Consider the following 19688-nt stretch of genomic DNA (forward strand, 5'->3'; position numbering starts at 1 on the left):
GTGATAATCTTAACGGGACTTTCTATAAGCCACAACGAAAGCCAATACGGCGATACTGATAACGATATAATACAGCATTTCTTCTTTTGACTTTAAACCATTTATTTCTGCAGTTTTTATTTTCTTTTTACTGGGAATCGGTTTGTACTGTTTTGTTTTTTTATCATATTTAAGAAACACAGTACTGTCGAGATCATTCTGAAAATTATAATTTCTTCTCAGCACATTTTTCACACTGTCAATATTCTGACTGGAAAAAATAGCATGGTTGTATACTGTATCTCTTCCCGGTTTCCATTTTTCGGTATTGGACGTTCTCCTGTTTTTGCAGAATACTGAAGTTACAATCACGCTTTTGTTATCATCAATGATAAGTACACTATCCAATTTTGAATTGACAACATACCGTTCCGGTGCAACTCCAAGATTGGAATAATTGGTATTGTAGCTGTCCTCTACAATATTTTTTTCGAAGTATTCCATATTTCCGCTATGGCTTTTGTATGAAATTAATTTGGTTTGAGCCGATACGTGACCACTTAAAAGTAATACGGCAAAATGAATTAAAAAAGATAGATTTTTCATAAGAAGTAAGATTAAATATTGACACAAACTTAGTTTCATAATTAAAAGAAGAAGTTGTAGACTTGGTGAACACCAGTTTTCACTTGGTGAATAGTTTTTGGACAAACTATATATATGTATATCTTTGTTTTATGAAAATGTTGCGGCTTTTTGTAGTCTTTTCACTGATGGTTTTTGGGAGTAAAATGTATTCCCAGGCAATAAATACGGCCCAGGAAGTTCAAAAAGAAAGTAAAAAACTCAAGAAAGCTGTCGATAACAAGGATGAAAGCGCACAGGCCGATTCTTATTACAATATTGCTGAAAGTTTTTTCAATGACGGTAATTTTCCGAAAAGTGAAGAATATTACAATAAAGCGAAAAATATTTATGAAAAGCTCGATGATAAGCCTAATATTGAAAAGACCAGCCGGAAATTAGCCCAATCTCAGGAAAAACAGAAAAAAATAACTCCTGCAATCAGCAACTACAGCAGAGCAGCAGAAATGAGCTTTACCGAAAAAAGTAAACAGGTAAACTCAAATGATGCAACAAGACTTTCCGCCAGTTCTGCGGAAGAAAAAGCAACAGTGATTCAGAATAATATCCAGATCAACGAAAAAGAGAAAGATAAGGGAAATTTAGCGGCAAGCTACAGCCAAATGGCGGATGTGAATATTGAGCAGAAAAATATTCCTAAAGCCGAAGAAAACCTGAATAACGCTTACAAGGCTTCCAGACAGGCTGCACCGCAACAGGCTTTAGAAATCAGTCAGAAGCTCACAAACTTTTATGTTGAAAATAAAAATTTCGATAAAGCCATTGAAACTAAAAAAAAGGTCTTAAAAGAATCTTTTGTAAAGGATAATTCTCAGGAAAAAGTGAACCAGATTCAGGAGCTTGCCGATATTTATATCAAAAAAAATGATACTGAAGCTGCTGTTTCCTTATTGAAAAACGCCTACAAACTTTCCCTGGAAAAAGGACATACACTGGAAGCTCAAAAAAGTGTAAAAAAACTGGACAGTCTTTATAACATCTCTCAAAATACCGATGCATCAGTCCTGTTGTACAGAGATTTTCTGGAGAAATTACCGGATTTGGTTTCTAAAGATAAAAGTCTGATCGATAAGAAAGTACTTGAAGATACAGAAGAAAGAATCTCACAGCTGGAAAAGGAAAAAGGACTGAAAGATGAGCTGATCCGTAAGAAAAATGTTTTCAATTACAGTCTTATCGGTGCTTTACTTGTTCTGGTTGGATTGGTTATCGTTATTTTTAGAACCCTGAAAAAAGTTCAGATTAAAAACAAGAAAATTGCTTTACAGTCGCTCAGACGTGAGATGAATCCGCATTTTATCTTTAATAGTTTGAATTCTGTAAATCATTTTATCGCAACTAATAATGAATTGGAAGCCAATCAGTATTTAACGAAATTTTCAAAACTTATGCGGGGGGTGATGGAAAACTCTACCGAAGATTTTATTCCTTTTCAGCAGGAACTGGATCTGCTTCAAAACTATCTTGCATTAGAAAAAACGCGGTTTTCAGATAAATTCGATTATGAAATTGAGGTTGATGAAAGTCTCAATACTCAAAGTTTAAAAGTTCCGGGAATGTTGGTTCAGCCATTTCTCGAAAACGCAATCTGGCACGGACTTCGTTACAGAACAACAAAAGGATTTTTAAAATTAATTTTTGAAAAAGAAAATCAATATTTGAAAATCACGATCGAAGACAACGGTATCGGTATTGAGGAAAGCAAAAAACAAAAAACGCAGCATCAAAAAAATCGCGAAGGCCGCGGAATGAAAAATACACTGGAAAGAATTGCTCTTCTGAACGATCTGTATCACCAGAAAATTCAATGCAAAATCACTGATAAGAAAGATGAGAAGGGAGTTCTTGTGGAAGTTACCTATAAATTGATCAATTTATAAAATATACTGTAATCCTGCAACCTGTAATCTATAACCTAAATCCTAATCTATGAAAATAAAAGCCGTAATTGTAGACGATGAAGCTATTGCAAGAGATGTTTTAAGAAATTATCTCACCAAATACTGTCCGCAGGTTGAGATTTTAGGGGAAGCAGAAAATATTAAAGAAGCGGTTCCTTTGATCGCGAAAATGCAGCCTCAATTGGTTTTCCTGGATGTAGAAATGCCATTTGGAAATGCTTTCGATGTGCTGGAAGCTACAAAGGATTTTTCCTATGAAACCATCTTTATCACAGCATTTTCCCAATATTCTCTACAGGCTTTGAATAAATCGGCAAGTTATTATATTTTAAAACCTATTGATATCCAGGAGCTTATTTTGGCGGTCAATAAAGTATCTGAAAGTCTGCAAAGCAAAGAAGAGCTCAACCGGAATAAAATTCTTCTTGAAAACCTGAAGTTAAAACCTGAAAAACAGCAATTAATTCTTCCTACTCTTCAAGGTTTTGATGTAGTGAAAACTGAAGATATTGTCAGACTTCAGGCAGACGGAAACTTCACCCAGGTTTACCTTACGGACGGTTCAAAGAAAATGGTCTGCAGATTTTTAAAACATTTCGATGATATCCTGGAAAATCCTTTTGTGAGAGTTCACCGTTCACACATCATCAATACCCGTTTTGTGAAATCTTACCATAAAAGCGGAACGGCAACACTTTCAGATGAAACGGAAATTGAGGTTTCAGGAAGTTTTAAAGATCATTTTCTTAAAATTTTTTCCTAAACGGTCTGTTTCTGGACTGTTTAAGGCATCATTTTTGAACTTTCATAGCAACCACACAAATACTTGTATTATGAAGACTCTTCAAAAAATTGCCATTCCGGTTTCATTAGGTGTTTTAGGATTGATATTATTTAATTCATGTTCTACTGGAATTCCCAAAGGAGCTACTGCTGTAAAAAACTTTAATGCAGATAAATACCTCGGAAAATGGTATGAAATAGCCCGTTTCGATTATAAATTTGAAAAAGATATGGATAATGTGACTGCCACTTATTCTCAAAATCCAAACGGTACCATTCGTGTTGACAATAAAGGATACAATTACGTTAAAAAAGAATGGAAAGAATCCATCGGGGAAGCAAAATTCGTGAAAGATAAAAATGAAGCCCAGCTGAAAGTATCATTCTTTAAGCCAATTTGGGCTGGATACAATGTCATTGATATTGATGAAAACTACCAGTATGCTTTAGTTGCTGGAAGCAGTTTAAAATATCTGTGGATTCTCTCCCGAACAAAAGAGCTTCCTGAAAGCATTCGACAACGTTTTTTAGAAAAAGCAAAAAATATTGGTTACAATACAAATGAGTTAATTTGGGTAAAACATAATTAAGTCATTGCGAGGAGCTAAGCGACGAAGCAATCTCTTCACATAATAATACAAAGTCTATCATTCTGACGAAGGAAGAATCTATGCTATTTGAAAATTTCTTTACATAATAAAGGATTCTTCAGTACGCTTTGCTTCTTTCAGGATGACAGGCTTTGCGTTTTAATTCAAACTTTTATACTCTTTCCATTCCTCATACCGATGATCTATAAGCTGTTTCATAAGATCATAGTTTTTGTAGGTATCTTCAATATGGTAGAACGTTTCGTATTCATAATCACTTTCTTCCGCTTTTGCATCAAAAAGATTGATATAATCATCAGCAAATGAACTGAACCTGTTCCCAAAATCAGTGTCATCAGCATAATAATCCTTTGCAAAACTGTTTCCCAGATCATTAAGATCATATTTAGAAAACTTCCCGTCCATAACATCCATAACGAATTCTGCACCTGTGATCTCTCTTCTTTTTAATTTTTCAATTTCTTCTTGATAATCTTCTTTCAGTTCATCAGAAATTAAATCGTGAGTAATACACCAGTTTAAGAACATTCCGGTGTGGGTAGCGCCGTTTTTTTCAGGAAGACCTTCTGGAAAATCACCTCCATAATGCCATGAAGCATCATCATATTTTGACATAAACAAATTATAATTTTAAACAATTTCCGCCAAAAATAGAAAAAATCAATTTATATTGCCCGTCAATGAGAATTTTCCGTCATTTGTAGACGAATTTTTTTCGAAAAATAAATATGAAAAATGCTGTTCTGATTACGATTGGTGACGAAATCCTTTCCGGAAATACGGTTGATACCAATTCGAATTTTATTGCCACCGAGCTTAAAAATATAGGAATTAAAGTTTCACAGATCTTTACCATTTCAGATGAAATAGAAACCATTAAAAAAACAATTGAATCGGCCTTTGAAACAGGAGATTTAATTATTACAACAGGAGGTTTAGGACCAACAAGAGATGATAAGACCAAAAAAGCGATCGCTGAATTCTTTCATGATGAAATTGCTTTGGACGAAGCTACCTTCAACCATCTTAAAAGCTATATGGAAAGAAGGGGCCGTCTGGAAATTCTTGAGAGAAATCGAGAACAAGCCTTCGTGCCTACAAAATCTACGGTTTTTCAGAATCATTTTGGAACCGCACCTTGTATGATGATGGAGCAGGACGGGAAATTGCTATTCAGTTTGCCGGGAGTTCCGTACGAAGTAAAACCGCTTATTAAAGATCAGATTGTTCCTTTTCTACAGGAAAAATATAATCTGGACTATATTTTTACAAGAATAGTTTCCGTTGTAGGAATTCCGGAAAGTATTTTAGCAGATACTATAGAACCTTGGGAACTGGCTTTGCCTGAAAATTTAGCCTTATCTTATCTTCCTATCGGAACCCGTGTGAAACTAAGACTGACAGGAAGCGGGGAAAACGAAACGCTTTTGCAACAGCAATTGGAAGAAGAAATTCAGAAATTATTGCCTTTAATCAAAGACAATGTTATTGCAACTTCTGAAGATAAGATAGAGAAAATTCTTGCAGAGATTTTAACGGAGAGACAACTGACAGTTTCTACGGCTGAAAGCTGTACAGGAGGTGAGCTGGCAAAAATGATTACTTCTATTTCAGGAAGTTCAAAATATTATCTCGGAGGAATCGTGGCTTATGCAACTGAAAAGAAAATCGGGATTTTAAAGGTTAAAAAAGAAACGGTTGATGAATTTACAGTAGTCAGTGAACAGGTGGCTTCAGAAATGGCGGAAGGTTGTCAGCAATTATTTGGAACTCATATTTCACTTTCAACAACCGGTGTTGCAGGTCCGGGAAAAGGAGAGGACGGAAAAGATGTGGGAACGGTTTTTTACACCATCAGAATCGGTGAAAAAGAAATGACTTCAAAATTATATATGCCTCATTTGGAACGACTTGATTTTATGAATTTTGTTTCACAGAAAATTATTCAGGATTTAGTGGGAGTTTTGATAAATAATTAAGAGCCAACGAATTTTAATTTTTTTTTAATTAAATTCGAGATAGATTTTCATGCTTTTTGACCTCACTGAAAAAAATATAAATTGTGGAAAATTCAAGACAGATTTTTCAGACCGATAATAAAAAACGTTGGAGAAACGTCCAATGGGGAACCCGTGTTTTCATCTTTGTTGCGGTACTGCTTTTCTTGGCTCTAGGTCTGATGATGACATTGGACAGAAGCCCTAAAATTCCGTTTAAAGAAGATTATAAAGCGGTAATTACAGCGAACAAACCCTTTCTTCAGGAAAATAAAATTTCAAAAGAATATAAAGGTTTCAGAAATTTTATTTCTGAAAAGACAATTCATACCAATCTTGCAAAAATTGAAAAAGCAAGAGCGGAAAGACTTAAGAATCAAAACCGAAACTGGGCTCAATTTCCCGGAGGAATACGTTCTGCATTCTATGTAGCATGGGACCCTCAGTCTCTGATGTCTTTAAAGAGAAACGTTAAGCATATCAATCTGGTTTTCCCTGAATGGTTTTTCCTTGATCCTAAAACAGGTGACCTGAAAACGAACGTTGATCCTGAAGGTTATAAAGTGATCAAAAGAACAGGGGTTGCTGCAATGCCGATCTTAAGCAATAACTTCCAGCAGGAATTCCATTCTGAAGGTCTAGGAAAAGTTTTGAAAAATCCTCAGGAAAGAACAAAGCTGATTCAAAAACTGGTTCAGCAATGTCTTAAATTTAATTTTAAAGGAATCAATATTGACTTTGAGGAAATGAATCTGGATTCTGATGAGAATCTGATTGCCTTCATGAAAGAACTTTCTGATACTTTCAAGCAAAATAAGCTGCTCGTTACAATGGATGTGATGACGGATAATGATGATTATAATATTGAGAAATTAAATCCGTACGTAGATTATTTTGTATTAATGGCTTATGACGAATACTCTGCAGATAGTGATGCCGGACCTATTTCTTCGCAAAAATGGGTAGAAGCCCAAACCGGAAAATTTTTAAAGAAAACATCTCCGAACAAAATAATTTTAGGATTGGGAGCTTATGGTTACGACTGGAGTACCAATAAAGATGATAACAGCTCAGTAACCTATATGCAGGCGATTACAAAAGCCAATGCAAGTAAAGCAGTTATTAATTTTGATGATAATACTTTCAATTTAAACTATTCATATACTGACTCAAAAAACAATACCCATACCGTATTTTTCAATGATGCGGCTTCCATTTTCAATACCATGCGTTTTTCTTCAGAATATCCTTTGGCGGGAACTGCACTTTGGAGATTGGGAAGTGAAGACAGCCGGATATGGAACTTTTATGATAAGGATCTGACTTTTGCGGGGTTGGCAAAATTAAATTTAAAAACGCTGGAAAATGTGAAAGGTCAGACGATGGTCGATTATATTGGTGATGGAGAAGTTCTGGATGTGTTGAATACGCCTCACGATGGAAAAATTGCTGTGGAAATTGATCCAAAAGAAAAAATAATTACCGATGAAAATTACCTGACGTATCCAAGTTCTTATGAAGTGAAAAAATATGGGCAGGCTCCTCAAAAAGAATTGGTATTGACGTTTGATGATGGTCCGGATGAAACCTACACTCCTCAAATCCTGGATGTACTATCTAAATACCATGTTCCGGCAGCATTCTTTTTAGTAGGTCTAAATGCTGAAAAAAACCTTCCTTTGGTTAAAAGAATTTATAGAGAAGGTCATGAAATAGGAAACCATACTTTTACGCACGAAAATGTTGCAAAAGTAAGTCCGGAAAGAGCTTTGCTGGAACTGAAGCTGACAAGACTGCTGATAGAATGTATTACAGGACACAGCACCATTCTTTTCAGAGCGCCGTATAACGCAGATTCTGAGCCTACAACTTCAGAAGAAATAATACCTGTTGCTTTGGCAAGACAGCAAAATTATTTAGACATCGGTGAAAATATCGATCCTGAAGACTGGCAGCCCGGAGTAACAGCGGATGAAATCGTAAAACGTGTAATGGCCGGGATAAAAGCAGAGCGTGGAAACATTATTCTTCTCCACGATGCAGGGGGTGATACCCGTGAAGAAACCGTAAAAGCATTGAAAATCCTGATTCCGGCTTTGCAGAAACAAGGATATCATTTTACCAATCTGGCATCGATTTTACATAAAAATAAAGGAGAGTTGATGCCTGAAGTTCCTAAGACAAGAGCATATTATGTTATGCAGCTAAATCTGGTTCTGGCAACGATTATTTACGGAGTCAGCCACTTTTTGGTAGCACTTTTTACCATCTTTATCGGTTTGGGACTCGTAAGATTGATTATTATGCTGTATTGGGCTTTTAAAGAAAAAAGAAAAGAGAAAAAACTAGGAGAATTTCCGGTTCTGGAAACGTATCCAAAAGTTTCAATCATTGTGCCGGCTTACAATGAGGAGGTAAATATTGTGTCTTCTTTGCATAATTTATTAAAGCAGACCTATCCGAATTTCAATATCATATTAGTTGATGACGGAAGTAAAGATTCTACTTATGAAAAGGCAAAAGAAGTATTTTCTGATCATCCGAAACTGAAGATTTTACGTAAAGCAAATGGGGGAAAAGCAACAGCTCTAAACTTCGGAATTTCTCAAACCGATGCGGAATATGTAGTTTGTATTGACGCCGATACAAAACTGGAACAGAATGCTGTAAAATATTTGATAGCGAGGTTTTTAAACTCGACTCCGGAAGAAAAAATTGCCGCTGTTGCAGGAAACGTAAAAGTTGGAAATACAGTAAACTGGTTAACAAAATGGCAGTCTATAGAATATACAACCAGTCAGAATTTTGACCGATTGGCTTATGCGAATATCAATGCCATCACAGTGATTCCGGGAGCAATTGGAGCGTTCAGAAAATCTGTTGTTGAGGAGGTTGGAGGATATTCTTCTGATACTTTGGCAGAAGATTGTGATATAACCGTAAAAATTTTAAGAAATGGTTATACCGTTGCCAATGAAAATCTTGCGGTTGCCGTAACAGAAGCGCCTGAAACTGTAAAACAGTTTTTAAAACAACGTTTCAGATGGACCTACGGAATCATGCAGATGTTCTGGAAGCAGAGACAGACTTTTCTTAATCCGAAATATAAAGGACTCGGACTTTGGGCAATGCCGAATATATTATTGTTTCAGTATATTATTCCGTTTTTTTCTCCGCTTGCGGATGTTATCATGTTTTTTGGGATTTTATCAGGAAACGGAAGTAAAATATTCAGTTACTATTTAATTTTCCTTTTGGTGGATGCTTCATTGGCTTTTATAGCTTTCATTATGCAGAAAGAAAAACTGGTGAACTTACTATATGTTATTCCGCAACGTTTCGGATACAGATGGTTGATGTATATTGTACTGTTCCGAAGCTTAAGAAGAGCGCTTAAAGGTGAAATGCAGACTTGGGGATTCCTGAAACGCACCGGTAATGTAAAAGAAATTGCAGCTTCTTAATATTTTGTTTTAGAAGCTATTTCCTGCTTTCGCTACTCGCTTTTTCTGGTTTTCGGCGCGGCGGCAAAGCCGCCGCGCCGAAAACCAGAAAAGAGCTCAAACATACCGCTCAATCAGGGCTAGAGTGGTAATTATTAATTTAGAATCAGGAAAAAAATACAAAGTTTTATCATTTTTTTAAGATCAAAACAATGTTTTTTTAATATGATAAATCTCCTTTATTCAGAGTAAAGAATTTAAATGTAAACTTGATCTTAATATTTAATTAAATTTGTTTTCATAAAAAAGTAACAAATTAAAAAAAAGTTACACTTATTGTTAAATTGTAATTAGAAATGAAAAAATTAACGCTTTCTTTGGCTTTATTAGCAGGGATTGCTTCACAAACAGTGAACGCTCAGGCTACAGACAAAGGCTTAGACCTTAGCTTGATGGATAAATCAGTTCGTCCACAAGATGATTTTTATAATTATGTGAGCGGAACTTGGATGAAAACTGCAAAAATCCCTTCCGATAAACCAACTTGGGGAAGTTTCAACAAATTGGCTGATGATACAGACAATAACTCGATGACGATCCTGAACTCTCTTCTGAAAGATAAATTTGCTGACGGAAGCGAAGGGAAAAAAATCCAGGATTTGTATGCTACTTATATGAATATGCAGAAGAGAAATGCTGACGGAATTAAACCTATTCAGGAAAACATCAAGAAAATTGATGCCATTAAAAACCTAAATGACCTTCAGAATTATCTTATTTCTGTAACAAAAGAAGGAGAAAACACACTTTACGGATGGGGAGTTGATGCAGATTTGAAAGACTCCAAAATGAACGCTGTTTATTTGGGGAATCCTTCTCTTGGTTTAGGAAGAGACTACTATCAGAAAGTAAACGAGAAAAATACGGAAGCTCTTGCTGAGTACACAAAATATGTAGCTTCAATGCTAAAAGAATTGGGGTACAAAAATGCTGATGCAGCTGCAAAAGGAATTGTAGATTACGAAAAAAACCTTGCAAAAACGTATCTTACGAACGAGCAGAGCCGTGATAATACCCTTCAGTACAACCCAAGAACAATGGCTGAACTTAAGACATTGGTGAAAGGAGTTGATCTTCCTGCCTATCTTCAAAAAGTTGGAGTAAACACAGATAAAGTAATTATCGGGGAAATCGGTTTCTATAAAGACTTCGATAAATTGATCAATGCTCAAAACCTTCCTGTTATTAAAGACTATCTTAAATTCCACATGATTCACGGAAGTGCTTCTTACCTAAGTGAAAAATTAGGTGATATGAAATTTGCTTTCTATGGTAAATATTTAAGAGGTCAACAAGAACAGAGAGCTTTAAATAAGAGAGGGTATGAATTAATCAACGGAACATTAGGAGAAGCTTTCGGAAAACTTTACGTTGAAAAATATTTCCCTGCTGAAGCAAAAGCTCAGATGGTTGAGTTAATTGATTACCTGAAGAAAAGCTTTGCAGTTCACATCAATGGTTTAACATGGATGTCTTCAACGACGAAGCAAAAAGCAATGGAAAAACTGAATAAGTTTACCGTAAAAGTTGCGTATCCTGACAAATGGAAAGATTACTCTAAATTGAATATTGTTTCTGAAGCTAAAGGAGGAACTTTATACAGCAATCTTCAGAATATTGGTGAATGGCAGTATAATAAAGACTTAGCAAAAATCGGAAAACCGGTTGATAAAACAGAGTGGGGAATGACTCCGCAAACGGTAAATGCTTACTATAACCCGGTTAACAACGAAATCGTATTCCCTGCTGCAATCCTTCAGCCGCCTTTCTTCAATCCTAAAGCAGATGCTGCTGTTAATTTCGGAGGAATCGGTGCAGTTATCGGTCACGAAATGAGCCACGGATTTGATGATTCAGGAGCACAGTTCGATGCAGACGGAAACTTGGTAGACTGGTGGACTCCGGAAGACAAAGCCAACTTCGAAAAAGCGACTAAAGCTCTTGCTGCTCAATATGACAAATATGAGCCTGTAAAAGGAACTTTCGTAAACGGAACATTTACAAACGGTGAAAATATCGCTGATTTAGGTGGAGTAAACATCGCCTACGATGCCCTTCAGATGTATTTGAAAGATAAAGGTAATCCTGGAATGATCAGTGGTTATACACAGGATCAGAGATTCTTCCTGAGTTGGGCAACCGTTTGGAGAACATTATCAAGTGAGAAATACATGGTAAATCAGGTAAAAACAGATCCGCACTCTCCTGGATATTTCAGAAGTTTCGGACCTATCATCAATGTTGATGCATTCTACAAAGCATTCGACGTGAAGCAGGGAGACAAACTATACAAAGCTCCTGCAGACAGAATTAAAATCTGGTAATTGTTACAAAACTATAGCAAAACCGTTCAGAAATGAGCGGTTTTTTGTTTTAATAATTAAATAGATGCTTCGACAAGCTCAGCATGACACCGCTAAAAATGCATTGTTAAAAATATATAGATTAGTATTAGAAATGTCATGCTGAGCTTGTCGAAGTATCTAACTCATGACTCATAATTTATAACTTTTAGCTATCCATCAAAATTCGTATATTTGATAAGTTTGTGTACAATCAAAAATTATCTTTAATGAAAAAGCTAAATATTGGAATACTTGCCTTTTCGGGTTTGGTATTTTTAAATTCGTGTGGAACGACAAAGACTGCTGAAACTCAAAAACCAGAAACAATGAAAGACGTTGTTGTAGAACAGGTGAAAAAAGAGGAAGTAAAAGAAGAAGGACTCAATTTATCTTATATGGATAAAACGGTGCGTCCGCAGGATGATTTTTTTAGCTATGTGAACGGAAATTGGGTGAAAACGACTCAGATTCCTTCAGATAAAGCGAGTTGGGGTTCTTTCAATGCGTTGAGAGAAAATGTAGATGATGCTTCTTTGGATATTTTAAACAAAATTTTATCCGAATCCTATCCTGCAGGCTCCGAAGGCCAGAAAATCCAGAATCTGTATGCTTCTTTTATGGATACAAGTAAAAGAAATGCAGAAGGATTAGCTCCTATTAAAGGAGATTTGGCAAAAATTGACGCCATCAAAAACCTTAATGATCTTCAGAAATATCTGCTAGAAGCAACAAAATTAGGAGATAATTCTTTCTACGGATGGAGAGTTGGTGCAGATATGAAGAATTCTAATATGAATGCAGTTTATCTTGGCGGTCCGGATCTAGGTTTGGGAAGAGATTACTATCAGAAAGTAAACGAAGCCAACACAAAAACCTTGGCAGAGTACCAGTCTTATGTTGGGAAATTATTCGGAGTTTTGGGATATAAAAATTCTGAATCAGCTGCGAAAAATGTCGTTGATTTTGAAAAACAATTAGCTAATTATTTACTGACACTTGAGCAGAACAGAGATGCCAATTTAAGATACAATCCAAAAAATGTATCAGAATTACCTGCTTTGGTAAAAAATGTAAACCTTCCTAAATACTTAAAAGAAGCCGGTGTAAATACAGACAGAGTAATCATTGGTGAATTGAAGTATTATCAAAATATGGATTCGTTCCTGACGCAAAAGAATCTTCCGTTGTTAAAAGATTATCTCAAATACCACTTAATAAATGGTAACGCGAGTAATCTGGATGAAAACTTGGAACAAATCAGATTCGATTTCTACTCTAAATATCTTCAGGGACAGAAAGAACAGCGCCCGATGAACAAAAGAGGTCTTTCTCTGGTAAACAGTGTTCTGGGTGAAGCCTTCGGAAAATTATATGTTGAAAAATATTTTACACCTGAAGCAAAAGCTCAGATGGAAACATATATCGACTATATTTTGAAGTCGTTCAAGCAGCATATCAATGATATGGATTGGATGTCTCCGGAAACAAAAGTAAAGGCTCAGGAAAAACTGTCAAAATTCACTGTGAAAATTGCTTATCCGGATAAATGGAAAGACTATACCCAGTTGAAGGTGGAATCTCCAAAAACGGGGGCAACTTTATATTCCAATCTTCAGAATGTTTCCGCTTGGCAATATCAGAGAAATCTGGACAAAGTAGGAAAACCGGTTGACAAAACAGAATGGGGAATGACGCCGCAAACTGTAAATGCATACTATAGCGGATCTAATAACGAAATCGTTTTCCCTGCAGCCATCCTGCAGCCGCCTTTCTACAATCCTAAAGCAGATGCAGCCGTTAATTTTGGTGGAATTGGTGCAGTTATCGGTCACGAAATTTCTCACGGATTTGACGACAGTGGTTCAAGATTCGATGGAGATGGTAACTTAAATAACTGGTGGACGGATGCAGACCGTAAAAACTTTGACGCCAAAGTAGGGCAGTTGGCAGCACAGTACAGCAGCTACGAACCGGTAAAAGGAAGCTTTGTGAACGGGAAATTTACAAGTGGAGAAAATATCGGAGACTTGGGAGGTGTTGCCGTTGCGTATGATGCATTGCAAATGTATCTTAAAGATAAGGGAAATCCTGGATTAATCAGCGGTTTCACTCAGGATCAGAGATTTTTCATGAGCTGGGCAACAGTTTGGAGAACAAAGGCAACAGACCAGTACATGGTGAACCAGGTAAAAACAGATCCACACTCGCCGGGAGTTTTCAGGGCATTTGGTCCACTGGTAAATCAGGATGCATTTATTAAAGCATTTGATATAAAACCGGGAGATAAAATGTATAAAGCTCCTCAGGACAGAATAAAAATTTGGTAACATAGCCAAGAAATTGTTAGAAAGAAAAACGCATCAGAAATGATGCGTTTTTTGTTTATTTTTCATAGTTTAGTGATTTTGTAAAGTGGTAATAATAAGATACTTATTTGTAGGCGATATTAAATATTTCAATAAAAAATCTTAACAAAATTTTGTATGTTACAGTTTTTTTTTAAATTTAAACATTGGATTGGACATTTGTTTGATTCAGACAAAACCAATTCACACCAAAACAAAAAATCTCAAAATATTAATAATATGGCAATGTTTAATTATGGTGTTGGCGGCAACGAGGTAAAAGTAGACGCTAATGAAGCTATTCAGGAAATACAAGAAAATAAGTCTCTGATAGTAAGCCAACTTACAACAGAAGAATCTTATACCCCTGAAATTGTAACAGGATTAAAAACAGTGGAAGACGTCTTCAAACATTTCCAACCTTCTGTGAATGTACAGCATGAAACGGAAGAAGGTAATGTAGTGGAAGAGGAATTCCGTTTTCAAAATCTTGCGGATTTCACTCCCAAAAATCTTATTCAGAAATCAGATTATTTGCAGCAGCTAAGTATGGAGCAGGAGCAATATAATAAAATTGTTCGTCAGCTAAAGACGAATAAGATTCTGCGTAATATGTTGGAAAATGAGCAGACAAGAGCTGCTTTTGTGGAAGTGTTAAAAGAGGTGGCACAAGAACTTGAAAAATAATTTTAAAGACGTTACATTACATCATGGATAGTAAATTACAGGCAGCTGAAAGCCAACAACAAGGACAACAGCAACACGCAGGACAGCCGAAAGGAAATCCTCTTGCCGAACTGAATAAAATAGGAGGTTTCGGTTTTGTTGAATCTGTTGTGGATGGCATTGCCAATATGAACCCTACAAGAAAAGCTAGGAAAGAAATCTTCCTTAATGATAGCAATAAAGGAGAAGAAAGAAAAGAACTTCTGCAAAAGATCAATCTCTGGATCAATCTTTTAGAAGGCAATGAATCTGCTGATAAAATGGCAGAAACCTGCAAAAACAAAGCACAGCAGGCAGATCAGAATTTAAAGACCAATCTGAAAAATACATTGGATGCTGTTCGCTTATTAGAAACGAATTACAGAACCGTAGCTCAATTTTACAAAAATACAGAACTTGATAAAGTAGACAATGTAAGTATTGTAAATGCAAGCTTAGACCAGGTTTCGGATTTGGATAATCCTTTATTTATAGATGCTATTGCTGAAGAATTCAAGAATTATTACGACCGTTTAGATCTAAGAGATAATTACTCAATTTTGGCGATTCCTGGTTACTTAGGATCCAATAAAGTGATCGAAAAATGGGCGAAAATCTGTAATGAAAACAAAGTAATGATGGTTACGGATTTTGCAAACCTTGATAAACCGGACGATGTGGTAGACTTATTCCATTCGGCAAACCTTACAGGAGGAGAATTGCACAGGAGTAACGTGATTATGACGTGTAACTGGCTTGTTGGTCGAGGAAAAGCAGAAGAAGTAGGAGAAGAGGAAAATGTAGAACTTCCGCCTTCCACTTCATTAGCTGGAAAAATACATAAAACTTTGATGTCGCAGGTTGCAGCAGGTAAAAAACATGGGAACATTAATGAAGTGGATGCTGTAAAATTCGAACTGAAGAAAAGCGAAATTTCCCAGCTGGAAAAAATGGGATTGGTTCCTATGGTGAATGAATACGGGAAGATCATGGCTTTCTCGGCAAAAACATTATTTACAGGAGATAATATAGGGCTTCAGACCTATTCGGTAGTTCGTGTATTTGATTATGTAACCAAAGTTTTGCTGGATTTCCTAAACAGAAGAGCTTTTGAAAACTGGAATGCAAGAAATGAAGACGATCTGAGAAGACAGATTGTAACCTTCCTTGATGGTATCAAAGGACCGGATAAGCTGATTGAGAAATTTAAGATTGTTCGTTTCGAACAGGATAAAGTAAACAAAGACAGAGTTTGGTTAGATATTCGTTTGACACCTTATTTCCCTACAAAAAGTTTCGTTATTAAACTAGACGGACACAAAGGAGATGATGGAAACGAATGGGATGCTGAATATTCACAAGAATAAACAACAACACTTCTTAATAAATAATTAATGAAAAACCGATGCTGTTCAAACATCGGTTTTTCTATACCAATCACCAAAAGCAAAAATAAATATGAAAGTGAAAATGATGATCTTTCTATCCCTGTTTTTCATAATAAGCTGCGAAGAAAAACGACCTCAAATAGAACATAAAATTGATCTTTTTGCAGACGAAAGGCAGGAAGGTAAAGCTTATGTAATGAATGCGGACGAATGTTTCAGTGCAAGTGAAGTTGTGATTTCAACTTCAAAAATACAGCTTACAGATAGTTCTTCCGGTCGTGGAAAGGCGGTTTTTATTTATAAGGTCGATTCAGGAAATGTAATAAAAACGACTAAAGACTCGGTAATTAGCTTTCCTTTGCAGTTTCTGGCGAATCAGAAGTTAAAATTAAAAAAAGACTCTTCCGTATATGTTTATCTTAAAAAACTTGAAGGTTTTCGCTTTATTGCAGAAGAAAAACATCTTAAATATCAGTGGGTGAAAGGAGCTTCCGTTTTTGAAGTGAAAAAATAAAGTATCTTTGCATTATTAGCAGATGCTTCGGCTTCGCTCAGCATGACAATTCTAATACTAACTGCTTTAAGTCTGCAATCTATTTTTAGCGATGTCATGCTGAGCGAAGCCGAAGCATCTCTGCAGAAAATATTTCCTCAAAATTTAAGTAAACAGTTTTTGAAAAATACAGAGACACCAGGTTTCAAACATATAGGTAACGCACTTCTTCACTGGTACAAAAACAATGCACGTGATTTGCCTTTCAGGCAGACAAAAGATCCCTATAAAATCTGGATCTGCGAGATTGTTTTTCAACAGACGAGAATTAATCAGGGACTCAATCATTACAACAATTTTATCAAAAGATTTCCGGATGTAAAGACATTGGCAGAAGCTGATGAAGATGAGGTTTTGCTACACTGGAAAGGATTGGGATATTATTCAAGAGCAATTAATATTCATAAAGCTGCAAAGCAGATCATGACCTACTATAACGGCTCCTTTCCTTCTGAGTACGAAGAAATCCTAAAACTGAAAGGCGTTGGAAAATATACTGCAGCAGCAGTTTCAAGTATCTGTTTTAATGGGAAAATGCCTGCTGTTGATGGTAATTTTTACCGAGTTCTGAGCCGGTTTTTTGCAGACGATTTCGATATTTCCAATTCAAGAGCTTTCAGTTACTTTTCGGAATTAGCAGCTTTAATTATGCCTGAAAATGTTGGTGATTTCAATCAGGCGATGATGGATTTGGGTTCAGAAATCTGTAAACCTAAAAATCCTCTTTGTGATGAATGTCCGCTTCATGAAAATTGTCTGGCTTTTTCTTTGCAGAAGACCTCATATTTCCCTGTTAAAACAAAAAAAGTAAAGGCAGAAGATCTTCAGCTTACTTATTATTTTGTTCACAGAAATGGTCAGTTTTTAATTCAGCAAAGAAAAGACGATTTTATTTGGAAAAAGCTGTTTGAATTTCCGCCTGTAATTTCCGATGAATTAATACCGTTTATTAAAAGCGTAAAAACAGTCAATCATAAACTGACGCACAAGAATTTAAGCATAGAAATTTTTAATGTTGAGGTAGATTCGGAGGAAGTCTGGAAAAATTTTACTGCTGAAAATGATTTCATTGTAACCGATGTTGAGGGTTCTCACGAAAGATCTTTTCCGAAACCTTTGGAGAATTATATACAAAGTTATGATACAGCGTATAAAATTCTATAATTAAACGTCTGTCTGTTATTCTGACGAAGCAAGAAGCTATTTATATAATTGGAAGAGATTCTTCACTCCACTTCGTTCCGTTCAGAATGACAAAACTCAATCTCAGTTTCAAAACGTATTGAGATGCTGAAATTTGTCTTTCAAAATCTGAAATCTAATTTGTACTTTTGCAAAATGATTAAAAACATCATTTTTATTTTTATAGCCTTAGTTTTAGTGTCTTGCGGAAAAGACTCTGTTCCCAAGCCTTATGGAGAACTTCGTCTGGAATATCCTGCTCCAAAATATCAGAAATTTGAGAGCAATTGCGCATACACTTTTGAATACTCAGATTTTGCTAAAATTACAGATGCCAAAAAACCATGTTGGTATTATCTGAACTATCCTAAAATGAAGGCTAAAGTATTTATTACCTATTTTCCGATCAAAAATGATTTCGTAGATCATCTGAAAGAAGCTGAGAAAATGGTATATGAGCATACGGTGAAAGCCAGCTCAATCGATACAAAATCATTCGAATATCCTGATAAAAAAGTCTTTGGTAATTTTTATGAACTGAAAGGGCAGAGTGCTTCCAACCTGCAGTTTTATATTACAGACAGCACAAGACATTTTGTAACGGGATATCTTTACTTTAATACAAGACCAAAACCAGACTCATTGGCTCCGGCTGTCAACTATATCAAACAGGATATGAAGCATTTGCTGGATACCTTTGAATGGAAAAATTAAAATTCTTAAAATTTACATTAAAACATATATGAAACTTTTAGTTGTAGGAAGTGTTGCATTTGATGCAATTGAAACACCATTTGGTAAAACAGATAAAATCTTAGGAGGTGCAGCCACTTATATCGGAATCACATCGTCTATCTTAGGAGTGAAATCCGGAATCGTTTCTGTAGTAGGAGGAGATTTTCCGCAGGAATATCTTGATATGTTTACAGACAGAGATGTAAATATTGAAGGAATTGAAATCGTAAAAGAAGGAAAAACATTCTTCTGGGCAGGAAAATACCATAATGATCTGAACACAAGAGATACATTAGCTACTGAAGTCAACGTTTTAGAGAACTTTGATCCGAAAATTCCGGATTCTATGCAGGATGCTGAGATTTTGCTGTTAGGAAACCTTCATCCGGGAGTTCAGTTGTCTGTTCTTGAAAAAATGAACAAACGTCCGCAACTTGTTATTCTTGATACCATGAATTTCTGGATGGATACAGCTTGGGATATTTTGATGGATATGATTGCTAAAACTGATGTAATCACTATTAATGATGAAGAAGCAAGACAACTTTCAGGAGAATATTCTTTGGTGAAAGCTGCTAAAAAAATCCATACCATGGGGCCGAAATATGTGATCATTAAAAAAGGAGAGCACGGAGCTTTACTTTTCCATGATAATAACGTTTTTGCCATTCCTGCATTACCTTTAGAAGAAGTTTTTGATCCAACAGGAGCGGGAGATACTTTTGCAGGAGGTTTTGCTGCTTATCTTGCTAAAAAAGGTAAAATTGATTTTGAAACTATGAAGTCTGCATTAATCGTAGGATCTGCAATGGCGTCATTTACCGTTGAGAAATTCGGAACGGAAAGAATTCAGGAAGTGGAAGAATCTGATATGTTCAGCCGATTGAGACAATTCAAAGAATTGACAACTTTTGATGTTGAACTACAATAAATAAAGCTTTTTAAGAAATATTTATAATAAAAAATTTAGTCTAATTGATTAAGAATTCTAAATTTGCAACTTGTTTAAAATAGTA

The 19688-nt window shown here is 35.7% G+C and carries 15 protein-coding genes; 13 read left to right on the top strand and 2 right to left on the bottom strand.

Annotated elements, in window-relative coordinates; translation table 11 throughout:
* Window positions 1–9 precede the first annotated feature (9 nt).
* Window positions 10–585, bottom strand: coding sequence for a hypothetical protein (locus tag P0Y62_18780; protein ID WEK69838.1), 576 nt, complete (start codon window positions 583–585; stop codon window positions 10–12).
* A gap of 131 nt (window positions 586–716) precedes the next feature.
* On the opposite strand from P0Y62_18780, the gene P0Y62_18785 reads away from it, so the two are divergent.
* The 3 genes from P0Y62_18785 to P0Y62_18795 all read left to right on the top strand — a co-directional run bounded on the left by P0Y62_18785 (window position 717) and on the right by P0Y62_18795 (window position 3898).
* Window positions 717–2504 carry a histidine kinase gene (locus P0Y62_18785; GenBank protein ID WEK69839.1) on the top strand — a complete coding sequence of 596 codons (1788 nt, stop codon included), beginning with the start codon at window positions 717–719 and terminating at the stop codon, window positions 2502–2504.
* A 49-nt stretch (window positions 2505–2553) separates the two neighbouring features.
* Window positions 2554–3288 (top strand): LytTR family DNA-binding domain-containing protein, encoded by a 735-nt coding sequence (locus P0Y62_18790; protein ID WEK69840.1) that lies wholly within the window; start codon window positions 2554–2556, stop codon window positions 3286–3288.
* A gap of 70 nt (window positions 3289–3358) precedes the next feature.
* A complete protein-coding gene (locus P0Y62_18795; GenBank protein WEK69841.1) occupies window positions 3359–3898 on the top strand; it encodes a lipocalin family protein in 540 nt (179 codons plus the stop codon).
* A gap of 159 nt (window positions 3899–4057) precedes the next feature.
* Here P0Y62_18795 and P0Y62_18800 read toward each other — a convergent pair whose 3' ends face one another.
* Window positions 4058–4534, bottom strand: a complete 477-nt coding sequence (locus P0Y62_18800) for a hypothetical protein (GenBank protein WEK69842.1) — start codon at window positions 4532–4534, stop codon at window positions 4058–4060.
* Window positions 4535–4647: 113 nt separating this feature from the next.
* Here P0Y62_18800 and P0Y62_18805 point away from each other — a divergent pair, with 113 nt between their 5' ends.
* From P0Y62_18805 to P0Y62_18850, 10 genes are all read left to right on the top strand, one after another.
* Complete coding sequence (locus P0Y62_18805; GenBank protein ID WEK69843.1) at window positions 4648–5898, top strand: CinA family nicotinamide mononucleotide deamidase-related protein; 1251 nt, start codon at window positions 4648–4650, stop codon at window positions 5896–5898.
* 83 nt (window positions 5899–5981) lie between these two features.
* Window positions 5982–9380: a glycosyltransferase gene (locus P0Y62_18810; protein WEK69844.1), complete on the top strand. Its 3399-nt coding sequence runs from the start codon at window positions 5982–5984 to the stop codon at window positions 9378–9380.
* Window positions 9381–9715: 335 nt separating this feature from the next.
* Window positions 9716–11743 carry a M13 family metallopeptidase gene (locus tag P0Y62_18815; protein ID WEK69845.1) on the top strand — a complete coding sequence of 676 codons (2028 nt, stop codon included), beginning with the start codon at window positions 9716–9718 and terminating at the stop codon, window positions 11741–11743.
* A 248-nt stretch (window positions 11744–11991) separates the two neighbouring features.
* Window positions 11992–14091: a M13 family metallopeptidase gene (locus P0Y62_18820; protein WEK69846.1), complete on the top strand. Its 2100-nt coding sequence runs from the start codon at window positions 11992–11994 to the stop codon at window positions 14089–14091.
* A gap of 258 nt (window positions 14092–14349) precedes the next feature.
* Window positions 14350–14796: a type VI secretion system contractile sheath small subunit gene (locus P0Y62_18825; GenBank protein WEK69847.1), complete on the top strand. Its 447-nt coding sequence runs from the start codon at window positions 14350–14352 to the stop codon at window positions 14794–14796.
* A 23-nt stretch (window positions 14797–14819) separates the two neighbouring features.
* Window positions 14820–16181, top strand: coding sequence for a DUF5458 family protein (locus tag P0Y62_18830; GenBank protein ID WEK69848.1), 1362 nt, complete (start codon window positions 14820–14822; stop codon window positions 16179–16181).
* A gap of 91 nt (window positions 16182–16272) precedes the next feature.
* A complete protein-coding gene (locus tag P0Y62_18835; GenBank protein ID WEK69849.1) occupies window positions 16273–16716 on the top strand; it encodes a hypothetical protein in 444 nt (147 codons plus the stop codon).
* A 42-nt stretch (window positions 16717–16758) separates the two neighbouring features.
* Window positions 16759–17919, top strand: a complete 1161-nt coding sequence (mutY, locus tag P0Y62_18840; GenBank protein WEK69850.1) for an A/G-specific adenine glycosylase — start codon at window positions 16759–16761, stop codon at window positions 17917–17919.
* A 174-nt stretch (window positions 17920–18093) separates the two neighbouring features.
* Window positions 18094–18651, top strand: coding sequence for a gliding motility lipoprotein GldD (gene gldD / locus P0Y62_18845; protein ID WEK69851.1), 558 nt, complete (start codon window positions 18094–18096; stop codon window positions 18649–18651).
* A gap of 28 nt (window positions 18652–18679) precedes the next feature.
* Window positions 18680–19603 (top strand): PfkB family carbohydrate kinase, encoded by a 924-nt coding sequence (locus P0Y62_18850; protein ID WEK69852.1) that lies wholly within the window; start codon window positions 18680–18682, stop codon window positions 19601–19603.
* The last annotated feature ends 85 nt before the right edge of the window (window positions 19604–19688 follow it).

It is taken from the genome of Candidatus Chryseobacterium colombiense (genome assembly GCA_029203185.1).
Lineage (GTDB): Bacteria > Bacteroidota > Bacteroidia > Flavobacteriales > Weeksellaceae > Chryseobacterium > Chryseobacterium colombiense.